Annotated in this window: 13 protein-coding genes; 5 read left to right on the top strand and 8 right to left on the bottom strand. The window is 62.8% G+C overall.

All coding sequences use genetic code 11. From position 1 onward, the window contains the following. The coding region (locus K340_RS36595) for an IS3 family transposase (protein ID WP_029136592.1) at positions 1-277 on the bottom strand (277 nt) is incomplete at its 3' end. Between the two features lie 320 nt (positions 278-597). On the opposite strand from K340_RS36595, the gene K340_RS28910 reads away from it, so the two are divergent. Then, complete coding sequence (locus K340_RS28910) at positions 598-2817, top strand: GmrSD restriction endonuclease domain-containing protein (RefSeq protein WP_051265679.1); 2220 nt, start codon at positions 598-600, stop codon at positions 2815-2817. A gap of 51 nt (positions 2818-2868) precedes the next feature. Beyond that, on the top strand, positions 2869-5892 hold the full coding sequence (locus tag K340_RS28905) for a hypothetical protein (protein ID WP_037363923.1): 3024 nt from the start codon (positions 2869-2871) through the stop codon (positions 5890-5892). Positions 5893-6303: 411 nt separating this feature from the next. Here K340_RS28905 and K340_RS28900 read toward each other — a convergent pair whose 3' ends face one another. Further along, entirely contained in the window at positions 6304-6837 is a 534-nt protein-coding gene (locus tag K340_RS28900) for a very short patch repair endonuclease (RefSeq protein ID WP_211229356.1), read from the bottom strand. A gap of 87 nt (positions 6838-6924) precedes the next feature. Here K340_RS28900 and K340_RS0109865 point away from each other — a divergent pair, with 87 nt between their 5' ends. Further along, a complete protein-coding gene (locus tag K340_RS0109865; protein ID WP_029136591.1) occupies positions 6925-8214 on the top strand; it encodes an ATP-binding protein in 1290 nt (429 codons plus the stop codon). Here K340_RS0109865 and dcm read toward each other — a convergent pair. The 6 genes from dcm to K340_RS28890 form a co-directional block, all read right to left on the bottom strand. Next, positions 8181-10115, bottom strand: a complete 1935-nt coding sequence (gene dcm, locus K340_RS0109860) for a DNA cytosine methyltransferase (protein ID WP_029136590.1) — start codon at positions 10113-10115, stop codon at positions 8181-8183. The two genes, K340_RS0109865 and dcm, sit on opposite strands and share 34 nt — an antisense overlap. 90 nt (positions 10116-10205) lie before the next feature. Beyond that, positions 10206-10961: a DUF6339 family protein gene (locus tag K340_RS34100; RefSeq protein ID WP_029136589.1), complete on the bottom strand. Its 756-nt coding sequence runs from the start codon at positions 10959-10961 to the stop codon at positions 10206-10208. After that, complete coding sequence (locus tag K340_RS0109850; RefSeq protein ID WP_029136588.1) at positions 10958-11851, bottom strand: hypothetical protein; 894 nt, start codon at positions 11849-11851, stop codon at positions 10958-10960. The genes K340_RS34100 and K340_RS0109850 overlap by 4 nt, the downstream gene beginning before the upstream one ends. Beyond that, positions 11848-13767 (bottom strand): hypothetical protein, encoded by a 1920-nt coding sequence (locus tag K340_RS35795; protein WP_154674163.1) that lies wholly within the window; start codon positions 13765-13767, stop codon positions 11848-11850. Before K340_RS35795 ends, K340_RS0109850 begins: the two co-directional genes overlap by 4 nt. Beyond that, a complete protein-coding gene (locus tag K340_RS35055; protein WP_084614231.1) occupies positions 13764-14774 on the bottom strand; it encodes a PD-(D/E)XK motif protein in 1011 nt (336 codons plus the stop codon). Before K340_RS35055 ends, K340_RS35795 begins: the two co-directional genes overlap by 4 nt. After that, positions 14764-17487 carry a Z1 domain-containing protein gene (locus K340_RS28890; protein ID WP_084614242.1) on the bottom strand — a complete coding sequence of 908 codons (2724 nt, stop codon included), beginning with the start codon at positions 17485-17487 and terminating at the stop codon, positions 14764-14766. The genes K340_RS35055 and K340_RS28890 overlap by 11 nt, the downstream gene beginning before the upstream one ends. A 711-nt stretch (positions 17488-18198) precedes the next feature. On the opposite strand from K340_RS28890, the gene K340_RS0109840 reads away from it, so the two are divergent. Beyond that, positions 18199-18696, top strand: a complete 498-nt coding sequence (locus K340_RS0109840) for a hypothetical protein (protein ID WP_029136587.1) — start codon at positions 18199-18201, stop codon at positions 18694-18696. Positions 18697-19803: 1107 nt separating this feature from the next. Further along, entirely contained in the window at positions 19804-21297 is a 1494-nt protein-coding gene (locus K340_RS0109835) for a hypothetical protein (RefSeq protein WP_029136586.1), read from the top strand. Positions 21298-21966 lie beyond the last annotated feature (669 nt).

The raw sequence follows: 21966 nt of genomic DNA, 5'->3' as shown, positions 1-21966 counted from the left end.
TGACGTCCCGGGACAGGTAGGCCACCGCCCGGCGCATCACCTCCGCCTCCTGCTCCAGCAGCCGGATCCGCTTGCGGGCCTCCCGCAGCTCGCCGGACTCGCCCGAGGCCGGCGCCGCCGCAGCCAGCCCGTCGGCGATGTCGGCCTTCTTTACCCAGTTGTGCACGCAGGCCTCGGAGATCCCGAAGTCCTTCGCGATCTGGGTCCAGGGGACTTCGCGTTTGCGGGCCAACGCGACCACGTCGTTGCGGAACTCTTCGGGGTAGGGCTTCGGCATGGTGACCATCCTTCCAGCAAGGACCTCATCCTCACAGGATCAGTGGTCAACCAGACCCGGGGCACTCCCGTGCCCAAGTTGCAGTTCGCCAGTGATAGTCGTGGTTGTCATCTGGTAAAACCTCACTTCGCAACCCAGCCATGGCGTATCTCGGCCACCGTAGCCGCTCTTGTGCCCATTGACCCCGGCCCTGGCGATTCTGCGCAGGCGAGAAGGCAGCGGGCCGACGATGATGGCTACGGCGGCTCGAGGCAACCCGGACAGCCATCAGCGAAATGCGGCCGGCTTTGCGGCCGCAGGTCTTGGAATTGAGGACACCCATGAAGACAGACGTGTTGACGCCGCTGCAAGTGTTCAACCTGCCTCAGCGCCTCGCTGTCCCGCTGTTCCAACGGAAGTACGTCTGGAGCCAGGCGGACCAGTGGGAGCCCCTCTGGGACGACATCCGCCGCCTCGCAGAACTACGGCTGAAGAGCCCAGGCGTAGAGGCGCAGCACTTCCTGGGCGCTGTCGTGCTTCAGGAGCAGTCTGGCCGGTCGGGTGCACTGCCCGAATGGACAGTGATCGACGGTCAGCAACGGCTGACGACCCTGCAACTGATCTTTGACGCCGCCGGCGCGGCCATGGAGGCACGCGGCCTGGACAAACTCGCGCGACGACTGGACAAACTCACCACCAACTCCGAGGACGACTCGGATGATCCGGACGACCGACTCAAGGTGCTGCCGACCAATCGCGACCGGGCCGCGTTTCACGAGGTGATGAACGCCCGTCCCCCCATTGACTACACCACGCTCGCCGAGCACCAGAGCCTGATCGTTCGAGCACACCAGTACTTCGGCGAGCGGGTGGAAGAGTGGATCTCGGACGCCGGCTCGACAAGCGACACCGTCGCGGCCCATCGGGCGGATCAACTTGTCCATGTACTGCGACTCGGGCTACAGCTGGTCATTGTCACCCTGGACCGCGACGACGACGCACAGGAGATCTTCGAAACCCTCAATGCCCGCGGAACACCTTTGACCGCCGCCGATCTCATCAAGAACTACGTCTTCAGAAAGATCGACGCCGAAGGCTCAGATACCGAACGCGCCTATCACGATCATTGGATGATCTTCGAGGACCCGTTCTGGGAAAAGGAGATCAGCGTCGGTCGATACTTCATCGCCCGGTCCTCGTTGTTCCTCAACCAGTGGCTGGTCGCACAGGTCGGCGAGGAGGTCGGCCCGCGGGCCACCTTCACCCGGTTCAAGCACTTCGTGGATCACGAATTCGACGGGACCATGCTGGACCTCGTCAGTTCGCTTCACCGGCAGGCCCAGTTGTACCAGCGGTGGTCGGAGCGATCCCTGGACCCGCACGCCGACCTCGGCCCGATCGAACTGTTCATGTATCGAACGGCCGAGTTCGAGTTCGTCAAGCCCGCGTTGCTGTGGGTCGGCGACGTCGACGCCCCACTTCCCGCGGCAACTGCGAGCGCCGTGGTGGCAGAAATCGAGAGCTGGGTCATGCGGCGTGCCCTGCTCGGCTTGTCGAACAGCGACCTCGGCCGGATCGTTGCCGACCTGATTCGGATCCATCGGCCGGTGCGGAGCGACATCGTCGCAGAACGAGTCACCGACTATCTTTCGCAACTCGATCGCGCCAGCACCTTTTGGCCCGGGGACGAGATAATGCGTCGAGAGTTGTCAGAGCTGCCTGCCTACCGGCGGATCCGACGAGGTCGGCTACGCAGATTCCTCGAGGCCGCTGAGGACTTTCAGCGGGGATTCGCGGCGGCCACACCCGCGAAGGCCAGCAACCGTGTCCCACGTGGCCAGCTTCAAATCGAGCACATCCTCCCCCAGCAGTGGCGATTGAATTGGCCCGTCGACGGGCTGACCGCCGAGATCTCCCGTGACGAACATGTTCACCGTCTCGGCAATCTCACTTTGATCACCGGCTCGCTCAACGCAGCGGTGTCCAACGGCCCCTGGCTCGGCGCGAACGGCAAGCGGGATCAGCTCGACCGATACGACACCCTGTTGGTCAACCGTTGGATCAAGCGGCACGGCGCGCAGGGATGGGACGAAACCACCATCGACCAACGGACCGATCTCCTCATCGATGCGTTACTCGGCACCTGGCCGGTGCCGGACGGGCACGTCGGAGTCGTGGCCGACCCCTTGCCTCCCACGGTTCAGAACATCGAGCTGAAGCAGCTCATCGCAGCCGGCCTCCTGTCCCCGGGCACCATGCTCGTCCCGCGCTCAGGCACTACATCACAACAGGCGGAAGTGCTCGATGACGGCAATCTGCAGATCGGCCCAAACCGATTCAGCAGCCCCTCGGGCGCGGCGCGATCCATACTTCAGCGACACTCCAACGGCTGGACCTATTGGCAATTGACCGACGGGACGACGCTCGCCGCACTCCGCGACGAATACGTCGCGGACAAAACCGAGGCCTCGAGCCGGCATAGCTCGCTCGACATGGGGCAGACGAAGATCAACGATGAGCCGACCAGCCCGCCGCCGCACACCGGCGAGGATGCCGGCTGATGACATTCGCCGAGCCTCAACCATGACCCGCAGCGCCTTACCGCGGAAAAGGTGCTCGCCGGGCTGCGGCCGTTCCAGCGGCGCACCGTCGATCACGTGATCCGCCGGTTCTACGGGCCGGACCCGACTCGTCGGTTCCTGGTGGCCGACGAAACCGGCCTGGGCAAGAGCATCGTCGCCCGCGGGGTGATCGCCCGGGCCGTCGAGAAGCTGCAAGACGACCCGGCGACCACCAGCATCGATGTGGTCTACGTGTGCTCCAACTCGGACCTGGCCCGGCAGAATCTGGCGCGGCTCAATGTGACCGGGCACGACGCCGCGGTCTCCCCCGGCCGGCTGGCGATGCTGGCCGCCACCCACGGCCGGATCCACCGGGACGACAGCACCTGGCAGACCCCGATCAACCTGGTGTCGTTCACGCCCGGAACGTCGTTCAACACCAGGAACAACGTCGGCAACGCCGAGGAACGGCTGCTGTTGCTGGAGATCCTCTGGCACCAGCTCGGTCTGCAGCACCGGCTCGATCAGCGGGCCGCCTACCGGGTGTGCCAGGGAGCCGTCGGCAGCTGGCAACGGATGAGCGACCGGCACCTGGCCTGCCGCAGATCGTGGGGAACGCTGGATCCCGAGGTGGTTGCGTACGTCCGGGCCGAGGCCGCAGCCCCCGACGCCAACCATGCCAGCCTGGTCGAGTGGCTGAGCACCTTGATCGGCCAGCACCGGGTTGGCTCCCAGATTACCGACGGGCTGCGCGCCGAGGCGGCCGAGGCGACGCGACAGGGTCGGGAGCTGCTGATCCGGTCAGGCCTGGCCGTACTGGAGCCCAACCTGGTGATTCTCGATGAGTTCCAGCGGTTCAAGGATCTGCTGAACACCGGCAGCGACGCCGGCGAGCTCGCGGAGCAGTTGTTCGGACATCCGAAGGCCAAGGTGCTGCTGTTGTCCGCGACGCCGTTCAAGGCGTTCACACTGGCCGAGGAACGCGACCAAGACGACCACCAACAGGACATGTTCGACACCCTGGAATTCCTAGCCAAGGGCGGCACCCACCACTCCATGGACGAGATCAAGGCTGGGCTGCGCCACTACCGCACCACGGTGCTGCGCGGCGAGAGTCCGGCCGATCAGGCCAGCCTGCTGCGGCATCGGTTGTTGCCCTTGATGAGCCGCACCGAGCGGCCGGCCGCCGTGCAACAGAACAGGGTGCGGGAGGTGGTGCACCGGGTCGACCGGGTGACAGCGGACGACCTGCTTGAGTTCGCCCGGCTGGATGCACTGGCCGGCAGTGTCGAGGCGCACATGACGGTCGAGTACTGGAAGTCCGCGCCGTACTTCGCGAACTTCATGGACGGCTACCAGGTCCACACCAAGACCCGCACCGCGCTGCAGGCGCAGGATCCGGACGTGGTCGCGCAGCTACGGATCGTCCGGCGCCTCCCCCGCTCCGACATCGAGCAGCGGCGACCGGTCGACCTGGGCAACGGCAAGCTGCGCGAACTCGCCGCGCAGACCACCGGAGCGGGCTGGGAAAGGCTGCTGTGGGTGCCGCCGACCCTGCCGTACACCACGCCGGGTGGGCCGTTCGGGGACAGCGCGGAGATGACGAAGCGGCTGATCTTCTCGTCGTGGATGGCGACGCCGACCGCGGTGGCGTCGCTGCTGAGTTATGACGCCGACCGGCGGCTCGCGGAATTCGGTCGTGTGCTGGACCGGCGCAGGCAGCGGGCGCGGCTGACGTACCGGATGCAGGACGGGCGGGCGGCGTCGATGTCGACACTGGCGTTGTTCTGGCCGGTGCCGGCGCTCGCCCGGTTGGGCGATCCGCTGGCGACCGCCCGCAGCCATGGCGAAGCCGTGAATCCGCAGGAAGTGCTGCGCCGGGCGTCCGGGGTGATCGCCGAACGGTTCCGGGAACCAGGTCAGGAGTCCGCAGCCAGCGAACTCGACCACTGGTATTGGGCCACCGCGCTGACGTTCGACAAGCGGTTGCCGGTGAACCCGGCGGTGGAGGCTGCCGACATTGCGGGACTGATGTCGTCCGGCACCCCGGCTGACGATGATCCCGGTTCCGGTTCCGGTGGCGCCCGGGCGCATGTGGAGGCGTTGGCCGCGCTCGAGCCGCCCAGCGCCGGCAACCGCCCGCCGGAACTGGCGGACACGGTCGCCGCCCTGGCCTGCTTCGGTCCGGCGAACGCGGCCTGGCGGGCGCTGCGGCGACTGGTCAAGCCCGGCGACGCGGTGACCGAGCGGACGGTGTGGGAGCAAGCGGTGCGGGTGGCGGAGGGGCTGCGGTCGCTGTTCAACCGGCCGGAGGCGATGAATCTGCTCGATGGGCTGTACGGTTCCGAGCCGCCGTACTGGCGGGCCGTGCTGCGGTACTGCGCGGACGGCAACCTGCAGGCGATGCTCGACGAGTATGCCTACCAGCTCGCCGCCGAACGCCCCGGCACGATGACGGAGGCGACCCTCGCCGACATCGCTGCCGAGATGTCCGCGACTCCGGCGCTGCGGCGGGCGACGTTCCGGGTGTTCGACCCGGACGCCTGCGAAAGCACGCAGTCGCTCGACGCCGCATTTGCGATGCGCTACGGCGACCGGACCGGTTCCACCACCGTGGGCGCGCGGCCGCAGGAGGTCCGGCAATCGTTCAACAGCCCGTTCTGGCCGTTCGTACTGGCCTCGACCTCGGTCGGGCAGGAGGGCATCGACTTCCACCACTGGTGCCACAGCCTGGTGCATTGGAACATCCCGGCGAACCCGATCGACTTCGAGCAGCGTGAGGGCCGGATCGACCGGTTCCGTGGGCACGCGGTGCGCCGCAACGTGATCGCCGACCTCGGGCGCGACATCCTGCGGATACCCGGGAACGAGCACCCGTGGGACGTCGCGTATCGGCTGGCTGAGGAACGAAGCGAGCAGCGCGACCAGCTTTACGGATCCTGGCTGTACGACGGGCCGGCGAAGATCGAGCGGACGCTGTTCGAGTTCCCGTTCAGCAAGGATGAGATCGCGCTGCAGCAGGTGAAGCGGGATCTGGCACTCTACCGGCTGGCGTTCGGCCAGGGACGGCAATAGGACTCTTTGGCAGTGGTGCGGTCGGAAGTGGGATCATTAGAGGACCCAGACGACACCATCGACCGCAAGCCTTAGAACACCTGACCACTGCTCAACGCGTGCATCAAAGTAGCACGCTTAGCATGCTATGCCTGATATTCGTTGGACGAGCGAGCGCGCGTCTTCACCTGTTCAGCATTGAGCCTGGGACCTAGGTTGCGATCGCAAAAGCCAAGTCCGGTTCCCGGGGTCGGTCAACCCTTACCTTCTCCAAACGTGTCCCTAATAATCCCCGCGAGCCGCCTCGCCGAATCCGCATTCAGCTGAAACGACTGGCTACTCTTTCCAGGAATTGCGCGATCGTCCGATCCGAACGTCGTCAGATGGAGATAGATCGAGCCTTCACTGGCGGTAACAGTTTGGAAGTAGCAATCAACCTCTGTGAGGTGAAGCCGAACAGATTGGTGACCCGGGCTGAATGACCTGATGACCGCCAAAATGTCCTCCCTGAGTTGAGTAACCCAGCTCGACTTGGTCCTGTCGGGCACGAAGGTAACGCGCGCGGATCGAGTCTGCAACGACGCTGGGGTCGTCATGCTCCCAGAACCGTAACACGTCGTAGCCGAGCGACTGAAGCCGCGCTGTCGTGTTCAGGTCCCGCTCGGCGTTGCCCTCGATTTTGGCCCGCCAGAACTCGGCGTTGGTCTTCGGCGGTACGAAGTGCTCGACGCAGCCATGCCAGAAGCAGCCGTCGATGAAGACATAGAGGCCGACCCTGCTGAAGAAGATGTCAGCGCGCCGACGACGGTCGAACGCGAGTGGCGTCGCGACGCGGTAGCGCAGGCCCATCGCGTGCAGTCGTGTCCGCACGGCGAGCTCCGGCGCGGTGTCGCGTGCACGGATGGCCTGCATGTTCCGTCGAACGGCAGGCGAAACGGGCGGCTTCGTCGGCTCGGCCGGAACCATGTCGGCACCCTCAAGTACGGTCGTCTACGGAGTGTTACCCGGTCGATCCCGGGTCGCCATGTCATTATTCCCCCAGGGAGGTTCCGGTTGGCCAGCCAGTGGAGCTACTTCGACATACCGCCGTCTGCGGCACGCTTGACCGGCTCGCTACGCGACATCGGGTACGACTTCCACACAGCTGTTGCGGACCTCGTCGACAACTCGATCGCTGCCGGCGCGAGCCAAGTTGACGTCGAGCTCGTTTTCGACCCGAACGCATCTTATGTGCTGATCTCGGACGACGGCGAGGGAATGACCCCCGCAGCGATGCTGGAGGCCCTACGGTTTGGCAGCCGCCGCGACTACGCGCCCAACGAGCTCGGCAGGTTTGGGCTCGGCCTGAAGACTGGGTCTTTTTCGCAGTGTCGGCGACTCAGCGTCGTCAGCCGTCACACGCCGGTTCGGCGCACATGCACTGTCCGCACGATCGATCTGGACTACGTTGAACGGGTCGATGCATGGGCCGTGCTAGCTGACGAAGGCGGCCCAGGCATTGAAGCTGCGCTCAATCGTCTCGAGGAGCGCCCAGGGACGGTCGTAGTCTGGGAGAACCTTGACCGTGTGCTGCCTGATCGCTACGCCGAATCCGGGTGGGGCCGTCGGCGCATGGCGTCCCTCGCCAAGAAGACCGCTGAACACCTGAGTATGGTCTTCCACAGGTTCATCGCCGGTTCGACCGGCACCGAACCGGTGACAATCTCGGTCAACGACGAGAAGCTGGATCCGTGGGACCCGTTTGCAGGGGACGAGAAGAATACAATCTCTCTCGAACCGGAGATCTTCGAGCTCGAGCTCGAAGACGGATCGTCCGATATCGCGTTTCGTGGCTACGTACTGCCGCCTCGCGATAAGTTCTCGACGCCTGAACGATTCGAGCACATGTCTGGACCTCTCAAGTGGAACCGTCAACAGGGTCTTTACATTTACCGCGCTAACCGCCTCGTGCAATTCGGTGGCTGGAACGGATTGCGCGGTATCGACGAACACACGAAGCTGGCGCGTGCCTCAATCGACTTCGACACGGACCTCGACGAGACGTTCCAGATTAACGTTGCAAAGATGAGCGTGGTGCTTCCGGCAACGCTGAAGAACATGCTGGAACGCCCCATTCACGACCTATGTGTTCGAGCGGACGCCGCGTATCGACAGTCACCATCTGATGTCGACTCACCGAGGTCGAGTCCGAAGTCTGCATCCTCCGATAGTGTCGCACTGCGCGAGGTTGGAGTCGCGTTGAAGGCGGCACTCCTTGAGTCCCAGGACCTTCCGGTATTCAGGGAGGCGCTGAATACCCTCCGGCAGCGTCACCCAGACCTTGCCACGTCGCTCGGACTCTGAGCCGGCCCTTGGTTTGACCGGCACCATTTCTCCAATGGGCACACGCCACATATCGGGTTGACGGGGAGGCAGACGTCGGTGCCCAGTTCCAACAGCGCGAGTTGCGCAAACTTCGCGTCTGGGCCGTAACCAATCATCTTCGAGATCGCGATGCGACCGGCGCTGTTCTGGTTCTTGCGGCCAAGCGGATTGGCCTGGAATCGATTCGCAATGCGCAAAGCTCCAGAGGTCACCACGACCGGTTCTTCTCCCTCGGTCGTCACCAGACGCGCCAAATCGGTGACGCCCGCAGGTACCACGCCTTCCGCCGCGAGTTCGTCCAGCCGTTCGTCTGTGAGATCGGGCCCACTGGCGATCACACGCGCAGCGGTGATCAGCTGCTCTACGCGCCGTTCCCGTCCGATCCATGAGAGAATCTCTGCGAGCCTCTCAGGTTCGCGGATTAGGTCCTCCGGCTCAGTGAACCTTTCCATAAGTGGCCATAAAGACGTCGCGGTGAGCGTCGAAACCCGATCGAATGCGAGCTCCCCGAGAATCACATGCCACGGTGATGTGCTGTGGAGCCACGGCGACGATGTCCGATTCACCTCGCGGAACCAAGATGCGAGCGAACTACCGATCTGCTCGCTTGATGGCGGGCGGTCGGCTTGGGTCGTGAGGCTCTTTCGCACGGCGCGCCCGACACTGAAGCCGAGTCGCGGCGGGACGGCGTTCCCGATCTGCTTGAATGCCGCCGACGGCGGGCCGGCGAACCGGAACCAGTCCGGGAAGGTCTGCACCCGGGCGGCCTCGCGCACCGTGAGGGTCCGGTTCTGCTCTGGGTGGATGTACCAGTACCCATCCTTGGCGATGTGCGCCGTGATGGTCCGAGACACGTCATCGCCCGCGAGGCGCTTGTACTTATCGTCGAATATGTCGTCCCGATATCGCTTGAGCTCGTCAGGCAGGTCCGAATAGCGGCTCTCCGAGTCGAGGAGCTCGAATGCACGCTCGTCGTCTTCGCGGACTGGCCGGGTGATGTGGTCGAAGACTTTACGTTCGTCTTCGCCGCACACGCCTTCCCGCATTGACCGCTGGAACGCAGTACGAGGTCCGTCGTAATTCGCCCACCCATCGGCGCCACCGTTCGGCCGCCAGCCGCCCGCTACCGGCGGCAAATCCGAGATGGCGTTCGCAAGGGTTACCTTTCGTGGTTCCTCCACCGGCCATTCGAACGGGGCTCCCCCGCGAACAGCGACAAGGATGAGCCGTTGACGGAACTGTGGAACGCCGTAACGCCAAGCCTCGACCACGCGCTCCTGAACAGTGTAACCAAGTCGCTCCAACTCGAAGACCATGCTCCGCAGGATGAACATCTCGCGGTCAAGCGCCATATCGGGGACATTCTCCATGACGACAGCGCGGGGCTCACCCAGGCGCACGATCTCTAGGAAAGATCGCCACAGGTCTCGGCGCTCGTCGTGAGGGTCGCGCAGCCCTTCGCGCACGAGGAAACGCATGCCCGAGCGTCCGGCTTTGGAGAACGGCTGACACGGTGGACCACCGGCAAGCACGTCAATCTGGTTGTCGCGGATCAGCCCCGCGACCTTCTCGACGATATTCGCATCCCCTAGGTCCCAGTCTAGCGCCATCCCACCAAAGTGGTGGCGGTGGGTCTCCAGAGCTTCCTTGTCATGGTCGGCGCCGATCACAACTCGGATGCCAGCCGCCTCAAGTCCGAGGCCCAGGCCCCCAGCGCCTGAGAACAGGTCGGCGGCGAGCAAGGGCTCTGACTCGTCGGTGCGTAGGTCACGGCACAACGCAGAAAGGCCTTCGGCCGTCTCGCAGTGCCGCTCGTTCGGTTCAAGCCGGACGAACGGGCCCCGGACCAGTTGGACGCCGGGTCGTCGGTCTTTTGTCATCGATCACTCCTCCAGCGAAGTGTAGGAGTGGTGACCGACATATGGCGGAGCAACCCACCGCGACCCCGCCAATCGGCTCTCGGCCGCCAGCTAGCCAGGCGCCGCCAGCGCAGCGGTCGACGCGTCGAACGCCTCCGAAATGAGTGCCTCCAAGTCTGCCGGATCGATGCCGCCTAGCGACACGATCGCCGCGATCCGGCGGATACGCTTCATGACATCCCGAAGAAGCTCGGTCCGTTGGACGGTGACGTCGCTCTTGACCCGTCGTAAGTGCTCGCTCGCAATGCCCCGCGCGATGACGGGGTTGCCGCCGATGGTCGATCGCTCGAGGATGCCGACTGCTTCATCTTCGAGCAGCTGGGGGCCGAGCTCAGTCCCGATATTGTGAGCACGCCACCACAGGCGACGGAACACATTCCGCGGTCGGCCTAGTAGCCGTTCGTAGTCCTCACGTTCTCGCTGGTTGGGGAAGCGCCAGAAAGCAACATCGGGCAGTAGCACTAAGGACAAGAACGACCATACTTCGTCACTCGCCGCGTCGGCAACGACGATGTCCATCCGTTCAAACAGCAGTCTGCAGCATCGTTGGTCGAACTCGCGCAGCGCTGGTGTGCCCTTTCCACCGCTAGTCGGGTAGCCACAGTCGACCGCGACCTCGCGGACGGCTGCTTGCAGCTCGCGAAGGTTCGCTAGCGTGACCTCCGCAGTTCGCGTCGGATAGAAGTAGCTCGCTCGGTGGGCCAGCGCCGAGCGTTCCATGAGGTCGGCATGCTGCAGTCCGCTCAGCTCTGCGAGCACGCTTGCTGCCACGGCATCTGGCAGTCGCGGGTAGAAGAGGCCGCTCATGGCACGTATCCGGTAAGAGCTTGAAGCTCTGCCTCGAACTCACCTGGGTTGCGGCGCAGATCCGATTGAAGCGAGTACAGATCTCGTCCCGGAAACAGTTGGCGAACGAGTGCTGCCAAGAACTCGCCTAGGCTACCTGCCTCATAGTCCGCCGCGATGTCTAGCTCGTCGTGTTCACAGGCGATTGCTAGGAGATGCCTTTGGACGGCGAAACGAAGGTTTCGCGTGAACTGTACTGCCGCCGGTGACTCGTGCTGGCGCATGTACTCCCGGACTTGTTCTTGATCGGTGTTGACAAACAACCGCAGACTGCCCGCAGCTGAATCGACGAGATCCGCCGATTCGAGGTGTAAGCACCACGCAGCACCGCGGCCTCCAGCGATTCCTGTATTGGCGAACGAGAGTTGAGTGACCGGGAACCTGGTGCCAACTCCCTCGAGGTGGGTCCTGCGACCCGTTGTCCACAGGATGGCGCCAGGCCGCTGTGCGGAGTAGGGCGATACAGCCGGCCCACCGAGCGAACCCAGCACGACTCGGATCTCTAGGTTCAAGGTTCCGCCAAGCAGATCTCCGGGGAGCCTGAGGTCGATCGTGGTCGAACCGTCCTCCAAGTCGACTGCAGCGCCGGCGCCTCGAAGCCCCGTGCCCGTGGCGTGCCACTGCATGTGTGCGCGTATCGCCGCCGTCGCGGGAAGGTCCGAATCAGCGAGCACCGCCGCGAGATTCGCCTCAACGATGCTCACGAGATGCACAGGCTGCTGATAGTCCCAGTTGGGCATTGACTCTGGCAGATCACTGGTGTCCCCGCTCCCGTCCGAGACCAGCCAGCTGAGTGCCCTAATGACCCCCTCGCGCGGCCGGAGATAACCTAGGCTCACCGGCGGCTTCACACGACACGCTTCTCATGGGCATGAAGCAAGACGGTGATTGCTGTGTCAGCGGGCTGGCTGACCCATAGGTCTACGAGCGATTCCCCGGCAGTTTCGGGTGAAAAGGCGGAACCGCCATACGGGGGTCCGCCATCGGTCGCCCAGCCTAGGATCACAGGTACTGAGGCGCCGGCTGGACGGTCGGAGACAGATTCCGCTCCTCCGCTCTCCAACACGACACGTGGCTCTGCCGTCACAACAACGGATTTACCCGCCGGCAGCTCGATCCGGACTCTGAAGACGGCTGCGAGTCTATCGCCCAGCATGGCTAGCCTCGGGGTACTCACAATTACTGCGGACGGCTCGGAGCGTCGGCGTCCACCCCTCGCACCCTTCCCGTCGGCTACCCCGCTACCGGTGCCGCGGTTCGCGGCTGCACCATCGCCGGCACCATCACCGCCCGTGCGCCCAGACAGGTTCCTCTCCATCGGTAAGAGTCGGGGATCGACAGCGGGTGCGATTCCAGCCAAGAGGTCACCGAGCGTGTTCGCCAACCGCACAACGCCTGCCGTCTGTTCATCAGCCTGATCGGAAACGGTGGCAATAGGGGCGGTACGAAACACTTTGCGGATCCTCTCCAGTGCCTGCTTCACAGGATTGCGTTCGTACTTCTCCATGCGCAGGTTCTCGGGCGCCCAGTCGTCGTGCGCGACAGGCTCCGATTGCGCGAATCTTTCGTTCATGGATGCGTCCGCAACAAATACGCCGATTGTGGCGAGTCCTTGCGCATTTCGAGGGACGTCTAAATAGCGAACCACTAATCGCGGGTCGCGCATCAACGCGATGTTATCGATCGGCAGATCGAAATCCGTCTCCGTCGATTGAAACTGTTCACGCTGTACATGTTTGTAAACAAGAACGCCAAGATCCATGCGGGGTCGCTCGGAACGCATCTCGCGATCCTCCCAGGGCCACATCGGGGCCACTCGCTGTCCCGAGAGAATCGCCGTCGCCCGACGATAGGCGCCCGCGTAATGTCTGTAGACTGGATGCGTAGCGGGCGAGGGTGGGTCAACAGGCTCGCCATTGGCCGCGAACGTGAACTTGATGGTGGCTCCGGCACCGCTGCCGATCATGTGCGGCCAAGCCCAGTGCGTCGCTGCACTAGCAATGTTGTTCACGATCAGGTCTAGGGTCTCACCGTTCTCTGCGACTGGACCAAGGACAGCGATGGCTGTTCCCGAACTGTCGGCCGGAATTCTATTTATCCCTATCCGCATTGCGAGTGCCTCCGCCTCGGGCCCGGTCAGAGGTTCCGCTGCACTCGAGTCTCCTGGAACTCCCCACCAGTGGCGGCCGGTGTAGCGCTTCCCTGCTTGGTCGTAGCTTTCGCCCAGACCTATCCCGATGAGACGGGACACGGCTGCATCGCGTGCAGTCGTGCGCGTGAACACCACGATTGTTGAGCAGACACTCGCCTCGTACAGTACGCCCTTGCCAAATCCGTATGTCCCGCCGCCGATTGCCTTATCGTGAGCTCGTCCGATGTTTCGGACGAAGTCAACGAAATCCGTAGGCTCATCTGTGGCGAGGTCGGCACGAGTCGGTCCCTGGAGGCCCTTGGTTCGACTGTCCGTCACTACGAGCATCGGCACCTCACCTGTGTCTAACATCTCCCAAATTCCGAGATCAGGTGGCTCGTCGGCAAATACCTCGTTCCTTAGCGCACGGACCTGACTATTTGAGGCGAAGAATCCTGCAACATCGTAATTGACCGCGCGCGCGGTTGGAAGCCTTGCATCCCAGCTATTCTGCAGTGTCTCGCGGAAAAACACCTCCCAGAAGTCGAGGTGAGGACGCCCGATCGCGCGACGGGCCGCCCGGGCATCGATGTTCCCTTCGGGCCTGTATTGTTCGGAGTGGAGATGCAGGCTCATCGGATCGCCTCCGCAAGGGTATTCACTACGTCGATCGGATACTCCATGGGTCTCGGTTCAGCGTTTCGGTCAGTGAGGTCGAGTGTGTAGCGCACCGAAAGCAGGCGGTCGGCGTTACCCGGATTTGTCAGGTTGGCCGGTACTAGGCGGGGAAATGATGGGGTGATCTCGTATGCACGTCGGTCCAAGAGCTCGAAACGGACGGATCGGTAGGCGTCCTCATCAGCAGACTCGTAACCGACTCCTGCAAGCAGGCTCAGTACTGCGTGTCGGCTCACACCGGCAGAATCCAGCCTTCCGATCACATCCGGGACTGAATCTCCGTCGTCATTCACACGCTCGACATGCTGGACCCAGAGGAAAAGGCGCCCGTCCGTCGGTTCTTCCAGTTGCCTGAGGCCGTGAATCTCGACAGCAATACGGTCGCGGAGGCCACATCCCTTAATCTCTACCGAAACTGACGACGACATGAAATCCTGCCTTTCACTGCCCGGACCCGTCCAGACCGCGAGGGCAGCTTCTGGGGCAGCAAGTTGGACTAGCTGTTCTAGGAACTGCAATTCACACAGAATTCCGAGCAGCTGTCCCTCGGAGAGCAACTGCGTCCGGGATTGCCCCAGCAGGTCCCGCCATTTGCCAATAATCCCCAAACTCGCTCCTGCAGGGTCGTCCGAATCCGTAGCGAGAGCAGCAAGCAGATCATCGCAAAGAGATGCGAACGTACCTGCGAGTGCTGGGATCTCGCAACGTACTGAGAGGTATCGCCGCCGCTGACCTGCATCGATCAGCTGTCTTGTGTGCAATGAGACCCCGCGGCTCAGTTCGTCATCAACGCCGGGCTGCTCGTCCGTCAGTGGAATGAGCAATAGCTGTCGGCCGTCGAAGTCGATAGCGTGCGCAACTGGTCCACCAGCCAACACCAAGCCCGAATCACGGATGCGAAGATTGTCGCGGCGCGCAGTAGAGCCTCCCAGCAATACGAAGGCACCTGCAGAGTCAGAAGTCATCCAAGCCCCCACCTACCGTTGGGGGTATCGCCTGCGCCTCTTCCGCCTCGCGGTCCTCGTCCGCTCCGGCCTGCTCATCCGCATGGTCCAACTCTTGGAGCTCGCCCTCGAAATCCTCTTGAATCTGGCTAGACAGGTCCGCTGACATATACGTGACCGAGCTGTTGCCGCGCGAATCCGGGAGAAACGCGGCCACGCCAAGCAAATGTTCAACCGCCTTCATCGGAAGTCGCTGCCGACTACCCGGCTTCGACTTTGTCTTCCTAGGCCGGGAGTCTTTGCTAATTGGGTAAAGGCATAAGAGACCGACGTCGCCGATGACGTGCTCCCGCAGCTTAAGCAAGTTGGCGTCACTAACGACCTCAACATCCTTCTCGATCTCAATTCGTGGAAGATCAATGTCGGCCGCGCGATCGATCGTGCTGACGAGCGCCTTGATGTTCGCGTGCGCTATCCCAGGCATGTCCAACCGGGCGCGTTCAATCAGGCGCGCTTCCCTGCCCATTCCGAGGGGGACCGTCCCGTTGGAGTCGTCCGAATGCTCCATGACGACAATGTTCCACCTATTTAGGAATCCGGCTGCGAATTCTCGCTCGACGTAACCGGCCAATAGGTCGCTTGTGACGCTCAACGCTGCAGGGTGGAAGTGATACGACCGCAGAAACTCAAGCACGAGATGTGTTGAGACGCCCCGATAGAGCGGACGGCCGTCTCGATTGGTCGTGGCTTCGACGGCTGCACTGGCGGCTGCCCCTACAAGCAGTCGCCGACCGGCTTCAAGGTTGTCGGTGAGCCAAGTTGCGTCCGTGTGGTTGAATAGAATCGTCTGCTGCCTGGTGGCCCCATAGCTGATCTCTGCGGTAACTGCATGGCGCATCTTAGCTGCGGACGTGATTCGCATCGCGGGATGAGTTCGGATGCGAATTGCCGCTTGCAGGGGCGTCATCGCCTCGCCGCTTATGTCGTACTTGCGGATGTCACGACGTACCTCCTCCTCTACCGTCGAGAGGTCAAAGAACCATCTGGCGAGGTCGGACGTCATCCAGATTCGCATCAGGTCTCCGTACCCGTGGCGATACCCGAACCAACGACCCATCTGCAACAGCGTGTCGTACGCCGACGCTGCACGAACGAAGTAGCTACACACTAGGCCCTCAAGGGTCAGGCCCCGGCTCAAGGTGTTGCCACCCACTGCGATTACGTAGGTGGGCTCGGCTTTCGAGTACAGTAGTCGCTCGTCGGATCGATAGTTATCAACGATGACGCGCGCCGTCGCAAGCACTAGGGGCAAATTCCCGACCACCGCGTCCCAGGCGACTGGAACCTCGCCTAGGCTATCAGGCGGGATCGCTTCGGCTTCCGCGTCCCACTGTTTCCGCAGTTCGGCCAGTAGGACCGTATCCTGCCGTTCGACACTCTTGCGGAGTTCCGTGAGTACCCCACGCACCACATCGGCGAGCTTTTCCTGCGCCCTAGCCAACATCGAAGTGTGGATGAGCATCGATGAGTGCCATGTACCCACGTCCCGAACAACCCGCGCCGCGGTGGCGAGCACGAACCAACGAACCGATTCGGCCAAGCTTTCTGGTGCCGACGGCTCCCATACGTCGACTGCTCCCTTGCCATTAGGCGGTTGGACCTCGCCCACATCCGTGGGCTCGATCGCCCGCACAATATCTAGGCCGTCTAGGCCTGGGTCACCCTCCTCGTCGGAATCTAGTGGCTCGCGCCCGAAGATCCGCTCCGGTCCAAAGTACGTGCCGCCTGGCTTCAGATCGACGATGAAGTCTCGCGGATACAAGTCCTTCTCGTCCTCGACGTCGATAAGAAGGTTTGCGAATGGAGTTGCCGTATATGCGACATATGCGGCGCGAGGCTGATCTAGGATTTGCTTGATAAGTCCATTGATTCGCGACCGGCGGGCAGCGGATCCCACGTCAATGCTCGCTTGGTCGGCCTCATCGTCAACCAGCATGATCGGACACCCTCGGACGGCGTCCTTGCCGGCTGAATCGAGCCAGTTGAGTAGGCGCTTCAGGCGGTATGGGTTCTTCTTCACTACTGCCAACAGCCGCTGGTCGGTCAGGCTGAGCAGATTGGCGGCATTACCCCGCTGGTGGAAGTCGGCCTCCAAGTCCGTCAACAAGTGCCACCGCGCATGCTGGTCACCGACGAGAGTCTCTTGTAGGCGTTCCTGGGTCTGTGTGCGGAGGTTGTCAGTAATGCCGGAAAGGACGATGAATAGTCGATAGCCGACGTCGGCCGCCTTGGCGATCACCGAGGTAAAGCTTGTCGTCTTTCCGCTCTGCACGTAACCGAGCACAAGGCCGCGGGTGGCAATCACATCGGCCCCCGGAGGCCGCAGCAGCCCGACAACCTTCGTCGAAGATCGATCGACCTCGTTCAGCGAATCGTTGTCCAACGACAGTCGTACCTTGACCGCCGGCCAGAAGGTGTCGTTGGCCTTCGGTCCATCGTACCAATAGCCCTTCGCCAGCTCGTTCGACACAAGCGAGAACGGGTCTCGAAGCTCGCGGATGAGCCCGACCTGGCGCTCGTAGTGAATTCGGGCCGCACGCTGGACTGGCTCCGGGACACCAAATTTTGCCAGTCGGCGAATGGCCCCCGCGATCGTGTCACCGCCTCGGACGAGACGGGCGATATCGTCCGCCAGTTCGCGCACAGCCTCGTCGTCCGCATCAACCTCTGTCATGTCTCGGCCCTCCGTCACATGGCAACCGCATAGCAACACGGGCTGGCCCGCTCGGTGTGTCTTCGGACACTATCGCAATTGGGCGGCGCAGCGTGCTGCGATCTCGCGTGTTGCGCATACGCCCGTTCTGGCCGTATCTGCCCAAGCGGGCGTCATCCGATGGGGACAGCGTGTGGCGGATACGGGTCTTCCGATTTCGGGGCGGGCTGTGCCCTGAATGGCGCCTGCTGGGCGCGGCGGGTGCGGGCCCGCCGTATCCGGCGGCGTTGGTTGGTGGCATTCGCGCCAGATCCAGTTCGTCCCCGGCCATTTCTACCGCCGCAGACGATCGGCTCTGGGGTGCGTCCTGGTACGGCGGTCGCCTTGGCCGCTGCCTTGAAGCTTGTTCGAATCGTCAACGCAGCCGACTTCCAAGCCGAATTCCAGATGCCCTGCTGGTCGACGAGAGGGATGCGCTGTCCTTCGAAGAGGAAATCGTTGCGTAGGTCGGTGCCGCCGATGGGCGTGGCACCGCCTCGCGAATGAGCATCCAGCCACTCAGCTGCTGCCTGGGCTGCGAGTCTCGCCTGAAGCCGGCCGGGGCTGAGTCACACCGCGATCCTATGGGAGCTGACTCTGCCTGCTCAGCCGCGAATGGCTGAGTTCAGGGGCTGACGTTGTCAGCACCAGAACCTATGCTCGCCGCAACAGCCGTCTAGGGGAGGAACCACCATGGGTCAAGACCATCCCGAGCCGACCGTCCTGTACGGCCACTCGTCCCTGCACGACTCGCTGTGCTTTCTCGATGAGCAATGGGCACGCGGGGCCGCCGACGACGTGACGGCCGTGATCAACGCTCGAACCGTTGGCGACCTGCGAGCACTCGAGCCGAAGCTGAAATTCCTGTCGCTGCCGATCGACCTGGCCGATCATGGGGACGATCCCGATGACGAACCCTGGTCAACCGCCGACTGCGGCGCCATCGAGGACGGCGACTGGCCGCCCATGCCAACCCAGACGACCCTCGAGTTCTCGAACCGTGACGTGATCGAGGCTGTCATCGCGGCGACCGGTGCGACCAAGCAGGAGACTGTGATCAACGGCCCGTACCTCGAGATCCCACCCTCGTCCGAACAGAACCTCGTCAAGGTCCTGGGCGAGTTCGGGTACCAGGTCGTGCGCGACGATCAGGTCGTGGCTGTCCTCGGACGAACGGCTGATGTCTGGTAGTCGGCTCGGATCGCTGGGGTAAGGGGAACCGTGGATCAGGAAGCCACACAGAGGCTGAGGGCGATCCGTGCGTCGCTGATGACGGCCAAGGATATGACGCCGGCCGAGCCGTCTTCGCCGCCGCGAGAGGGCCCCACCACTCCGATGCCCGATTCTAGTCCCAGCACCGGCCGCAGACGTAGCAAGCCGCCGGACCGCAGGGGTTCGAAGAAGCCAACCGCGTCGCCGGCACCCGCGCAACAACGAAGCTCCCGCGCTCCGCAGCACGGATCGCCGGGTGCGCAGGCGGTAACGAAGGCGATGCTTCCAGCACATCGCCTGCTCTTGAACGCTGTCCAGGCAACGCGACGGCCCCGAACCTTACGCGAATTCATGGATGCGTACCGTTCCTCCACCGCTGCACCACTTCCACAGATTGAGGTCGAATACACCCTCAGATCAATTCGCGCCCTCGTGCGTGGGTCTGTAGCGCAGCTCGACTCCAAACGACTGCGTGCCGCCCAGGAACACTTGGCAGACTTGGCGGCCCGGCAAAGGTATCGCCCGAAGCCACACCCCCCACGACGCCGTCCTCCACAATCGACGACCATCTCGGCGCCTCGGCGCACCAATGAACCCGACCTTGAACATGTCAGGGCCGGTCACGCTGCCCTGATCGCATTTGCGGCGCGAGATCACCCACCGACTCCGCTCGACGAATTTATCGCCGACTACCGAACCTCAACCACCGATCCGCTGCCCAATGAGCACGCAGTTAGCCTGCTGACGACTCTAGGCATCTGCACGCACGACATAGTTCGCGCGATCTTTCCGGGTGCTCTCGGTGAGTTCGAGCGACGCGCACTTGACCGCCTAACGATCAAGCTAGTCCAAGCGCGCTCAGCGGTCGTTCGGCTCGAACACTCCCGCAGTGAGCCGAGCGGCGACTCGCCATCTCCGAGTGACAGACGGGCCACCGACACTGGTGAGATCCACCCAGATAAAGCTGGCGCGAAAGCAACGCCCCACTCTACGAGCAGACTCGATAGCGGGCGTGAGCCAGCGCCGCCGGCGGCCGAGCCCACGGTTACGATTCCTTCACCTACTCCACCTTTCGCGAGTCGATCGATGCCCCGCTTGTTTGTCGACGCGGTTCCGGAGATCCCTCTTACTCCGATCTACCGGAAGAACCGAGCGAAGGGCATCAGCGCCAGGTTTAGCGAGGTGTTCGCGATCCAACGTGATGACACAGACGACTGGTATGACCCGATATGCTCGAGAGATACTCAACTCTTCGTCAGCCCTCAACTTGTCTTCAGAGACCACGATCCCTTCTGGGCTGACGCACGTGGCGATATTCAGCGATTCTTCACGCGAGCAGTCCTGACGCCAACCTCATCACGCAAGTGGTTAGTCCACGAGGCGGCACGGATGCTCCAATTCCCTGAGCCCCGCGAGTTCGCCCTAGGACTCACGGGTGCTGGTACGGCAGGCAGTGGCATCGGTACCATCACGGCATCGAGCATCGCAATGGCAATTCATGACGCGGCCGGACTTGTTGAGGACAAGCGCTTCTACCTCGAGTCGCTGACCATCCTGGCCGACGGAGTCGGACCGGACAGATTGTCGGATCTGGTGCTGAACATCCTCAAACAAAGGTTCATCGAATACACCAAGCGGATCGCTACCAAACACCACGTTCGCACTCAACTGAGCGAGGTACCGAACGCAACATTCGGGAAAGCGGGTTGGCGGTCTGAACCACATCGACTCCCCCACAATCCGTTCCACAAGGTGCCCATCTTGCTCGTGCCCAGCAGGTTTCTGCAAGAGTCATATGCGCTCGACAGCGCGTCGTTTTACAACTGGGCGGCCGCCAAGTTGACTGGTGATGATCGCCAGTTCCTCAACGACCTGATTGGGAGTGCTATCAGGGAGAGAGTGTCAACTTCTCGGCTACACGAAGCAGGTCGCGAGCTGGCACGTGCGCGGCCCGCATTGGTATCAGAATTTCTCGAGACCTCGCCCGCAGCATCCAGGCCATACGACATCGGCCGCGATCCAGCGCTTCGCGTCGCCTGGCTGGAGATCGGCCGCCGCTTTGCTCTGAAACACTCAGGCAGGCTGAAGGACCGCATGGCGAACACCTCTGATCCAGGGGTAGCCATTCAAGCAACCCTGGAGTGTCTCGCGGACGCGCTTAGTGCCGGGTTGGCCGACGATGCTTTCTGGAGTGACGCGGCGAGGAAGCGCGATCAGTGGGCGCCCGTCGTCTCTGTGTTCGTTGCGACAGTGCTCGAGCAACTAGGTATCGGCGTCAACTCCAACCCGATGCAACTGGGTGACGGCCTGGCCGAGATTACGATGCCAAACGGGCGTGTCTACGCGATCTGGCTCGAGCTTCAAGATGAGGCTGCGCGCCGTAGACCCACCGCCCCTCCGCGTCACCGTACCGTCGCAGCCGCGGCCGTTGTGTGGATCAGGTTTGTACGGAACGAGTCGGGCGTCCGCTTCGGCAGCCGTGCGGACAATCTCGCGGATCAATTGCGAAGGCCCGTCAGTCGAGTCGTCCTGGAGGTCGCGCGCGGCAGCAATTCTGGGCGCTTGCATTCTTTCAGATGACGGGAATTTTGCGGACACCATTCCCGCTCTGGCAACCACATTCATTGCGACTGCTATCGCCGGCCACCGACAGCAGGTATAGTGATGCTCTTCGATACGCTGGGACGTCCACCGGACGATTTCGCCGCCCACGTCATCTGTGCTCGACCAGTTCTGGTTGCATTCCCGCACAGGCGCGGAAACAGGGGCCCGGCCTCGCGCGCTCAGACTCGACCCGCTTACCCTGCGGTTATGGACGTCAATTTCGATCAAGTCGCCGTTCTTGCCTAATAGCCTCCGAGGTTAGCGTCAGGCAGCCCCGAGTCTTTGATGCTGAATAGGTGCATCCCAAACGCGCAAAGCCATTCATCGGCAGTACCTACTAAAGTCCGAGAACAGCGGCATCGACGATGCCCGAACCTCCACCACCGAGGACGCGAGCCGTGTTCTCGGAACCCGTACACTGTCCGTGAGGAGGCTTTCGGCGGGAAGCCGTGTGCTCAACCGACTGTTAGCGGTCGGCTCCAGGCTAGTGAAAGCGGTGGACGGGACCGACATGCATAGTTCCCGTGATCTCGCGGCCCGACTGACGAAAAGATTAGTGGCGATGGGGCACCCGCGCGGTAGCCAGCGGCCAACAATAATGACGGCGACTCCACGAGCTTCTTCTGGATCAACTAGGCGTATCAA

It is taken from the genome of Nakamurella lactea DSM 19367 (assembly GCF_000426645.1).
GTDB classification, from domain to species: Bacteria; Actinomycetota; Actinomycetes; order Mycobacteriales; family Nakamurellaceae; genus Nakamurella; species Nakamurella lactea.
Note: the sequence above shows the minus strand (reverse complement) of the source record. Positions and strands in the feature narration are given on the sequence as shown.

What these genes read in the sequence shown, in the direction of transcription:
- K340_RS28910 (WP_051265679.1), top strand. Translation starts at nt 598, where the DNA reads ATGAAGACAGACGTGTTGACGCCGCTGCAAGTGTTCAACCTGCCTCAG.
- K340_RS28900 (WP_211229356.1), bottom strand. Translation starts at nt 6,837, where the DNA reads ATGGTTCCGGCCGAGCCGACGAAGCCGCCCGTTTCGCCTGCCGTTCGA.
- dcm (WP_029136590.1), bottom strand. Translation starts at nt 10,115, where the DNA reads ATGACAAAAGACCGACGACCCGGCGTCCAACTGGTCCGGGGCCCGTTC.
- K340_RS34100 (WP_029136589.1), bottom strand. Translation starts at nt 10,961, where the DNA reads ATGAGCGGCCTCTTCTACCCGCGACTGCCAGATGCCGTGGCAGCAAGC.
- K340_RS35795 (WP_154674163.1), bottom strand. Translation starts at nt 13,767, where the DNA reads ATGAGCCTGCATCTCCACTCCGAACAATACAGGCCCGAAGGGAACATC.
- K340_RS35055 (WP_084614231.1), bottom strand. Translation starts at nt 14,774, where the DNA reads ATGACTTCTGACTCTGCAGGTGCCTTCGTATTGCTGGGAGGCTCTACT.
- K340_RS28890 (WP_084614242.1), bottom strand. Translation starts at nt 17,487, where the DNA reads ATGACAGAGGTTGATGCGGACGACGAGGCTGTGCGCGAACTGGCGGAC.
- K340_RS0109840 (WP_029136587.1), top strand. Translation starts at nt 18,199, where the DNA reads ATGGGTCAAGACCATCCCGAGCCGACCGTCCTGTACGGCCACTCGTCC.
- K340_RS0109835 (WP_029136586.1), top strand. Translation starts at nt 19,804, where the DNA reads ATGCCCCGCTTGTTTGTCGACGCGGTTCCGGAGATCCCTCTTACTCCG.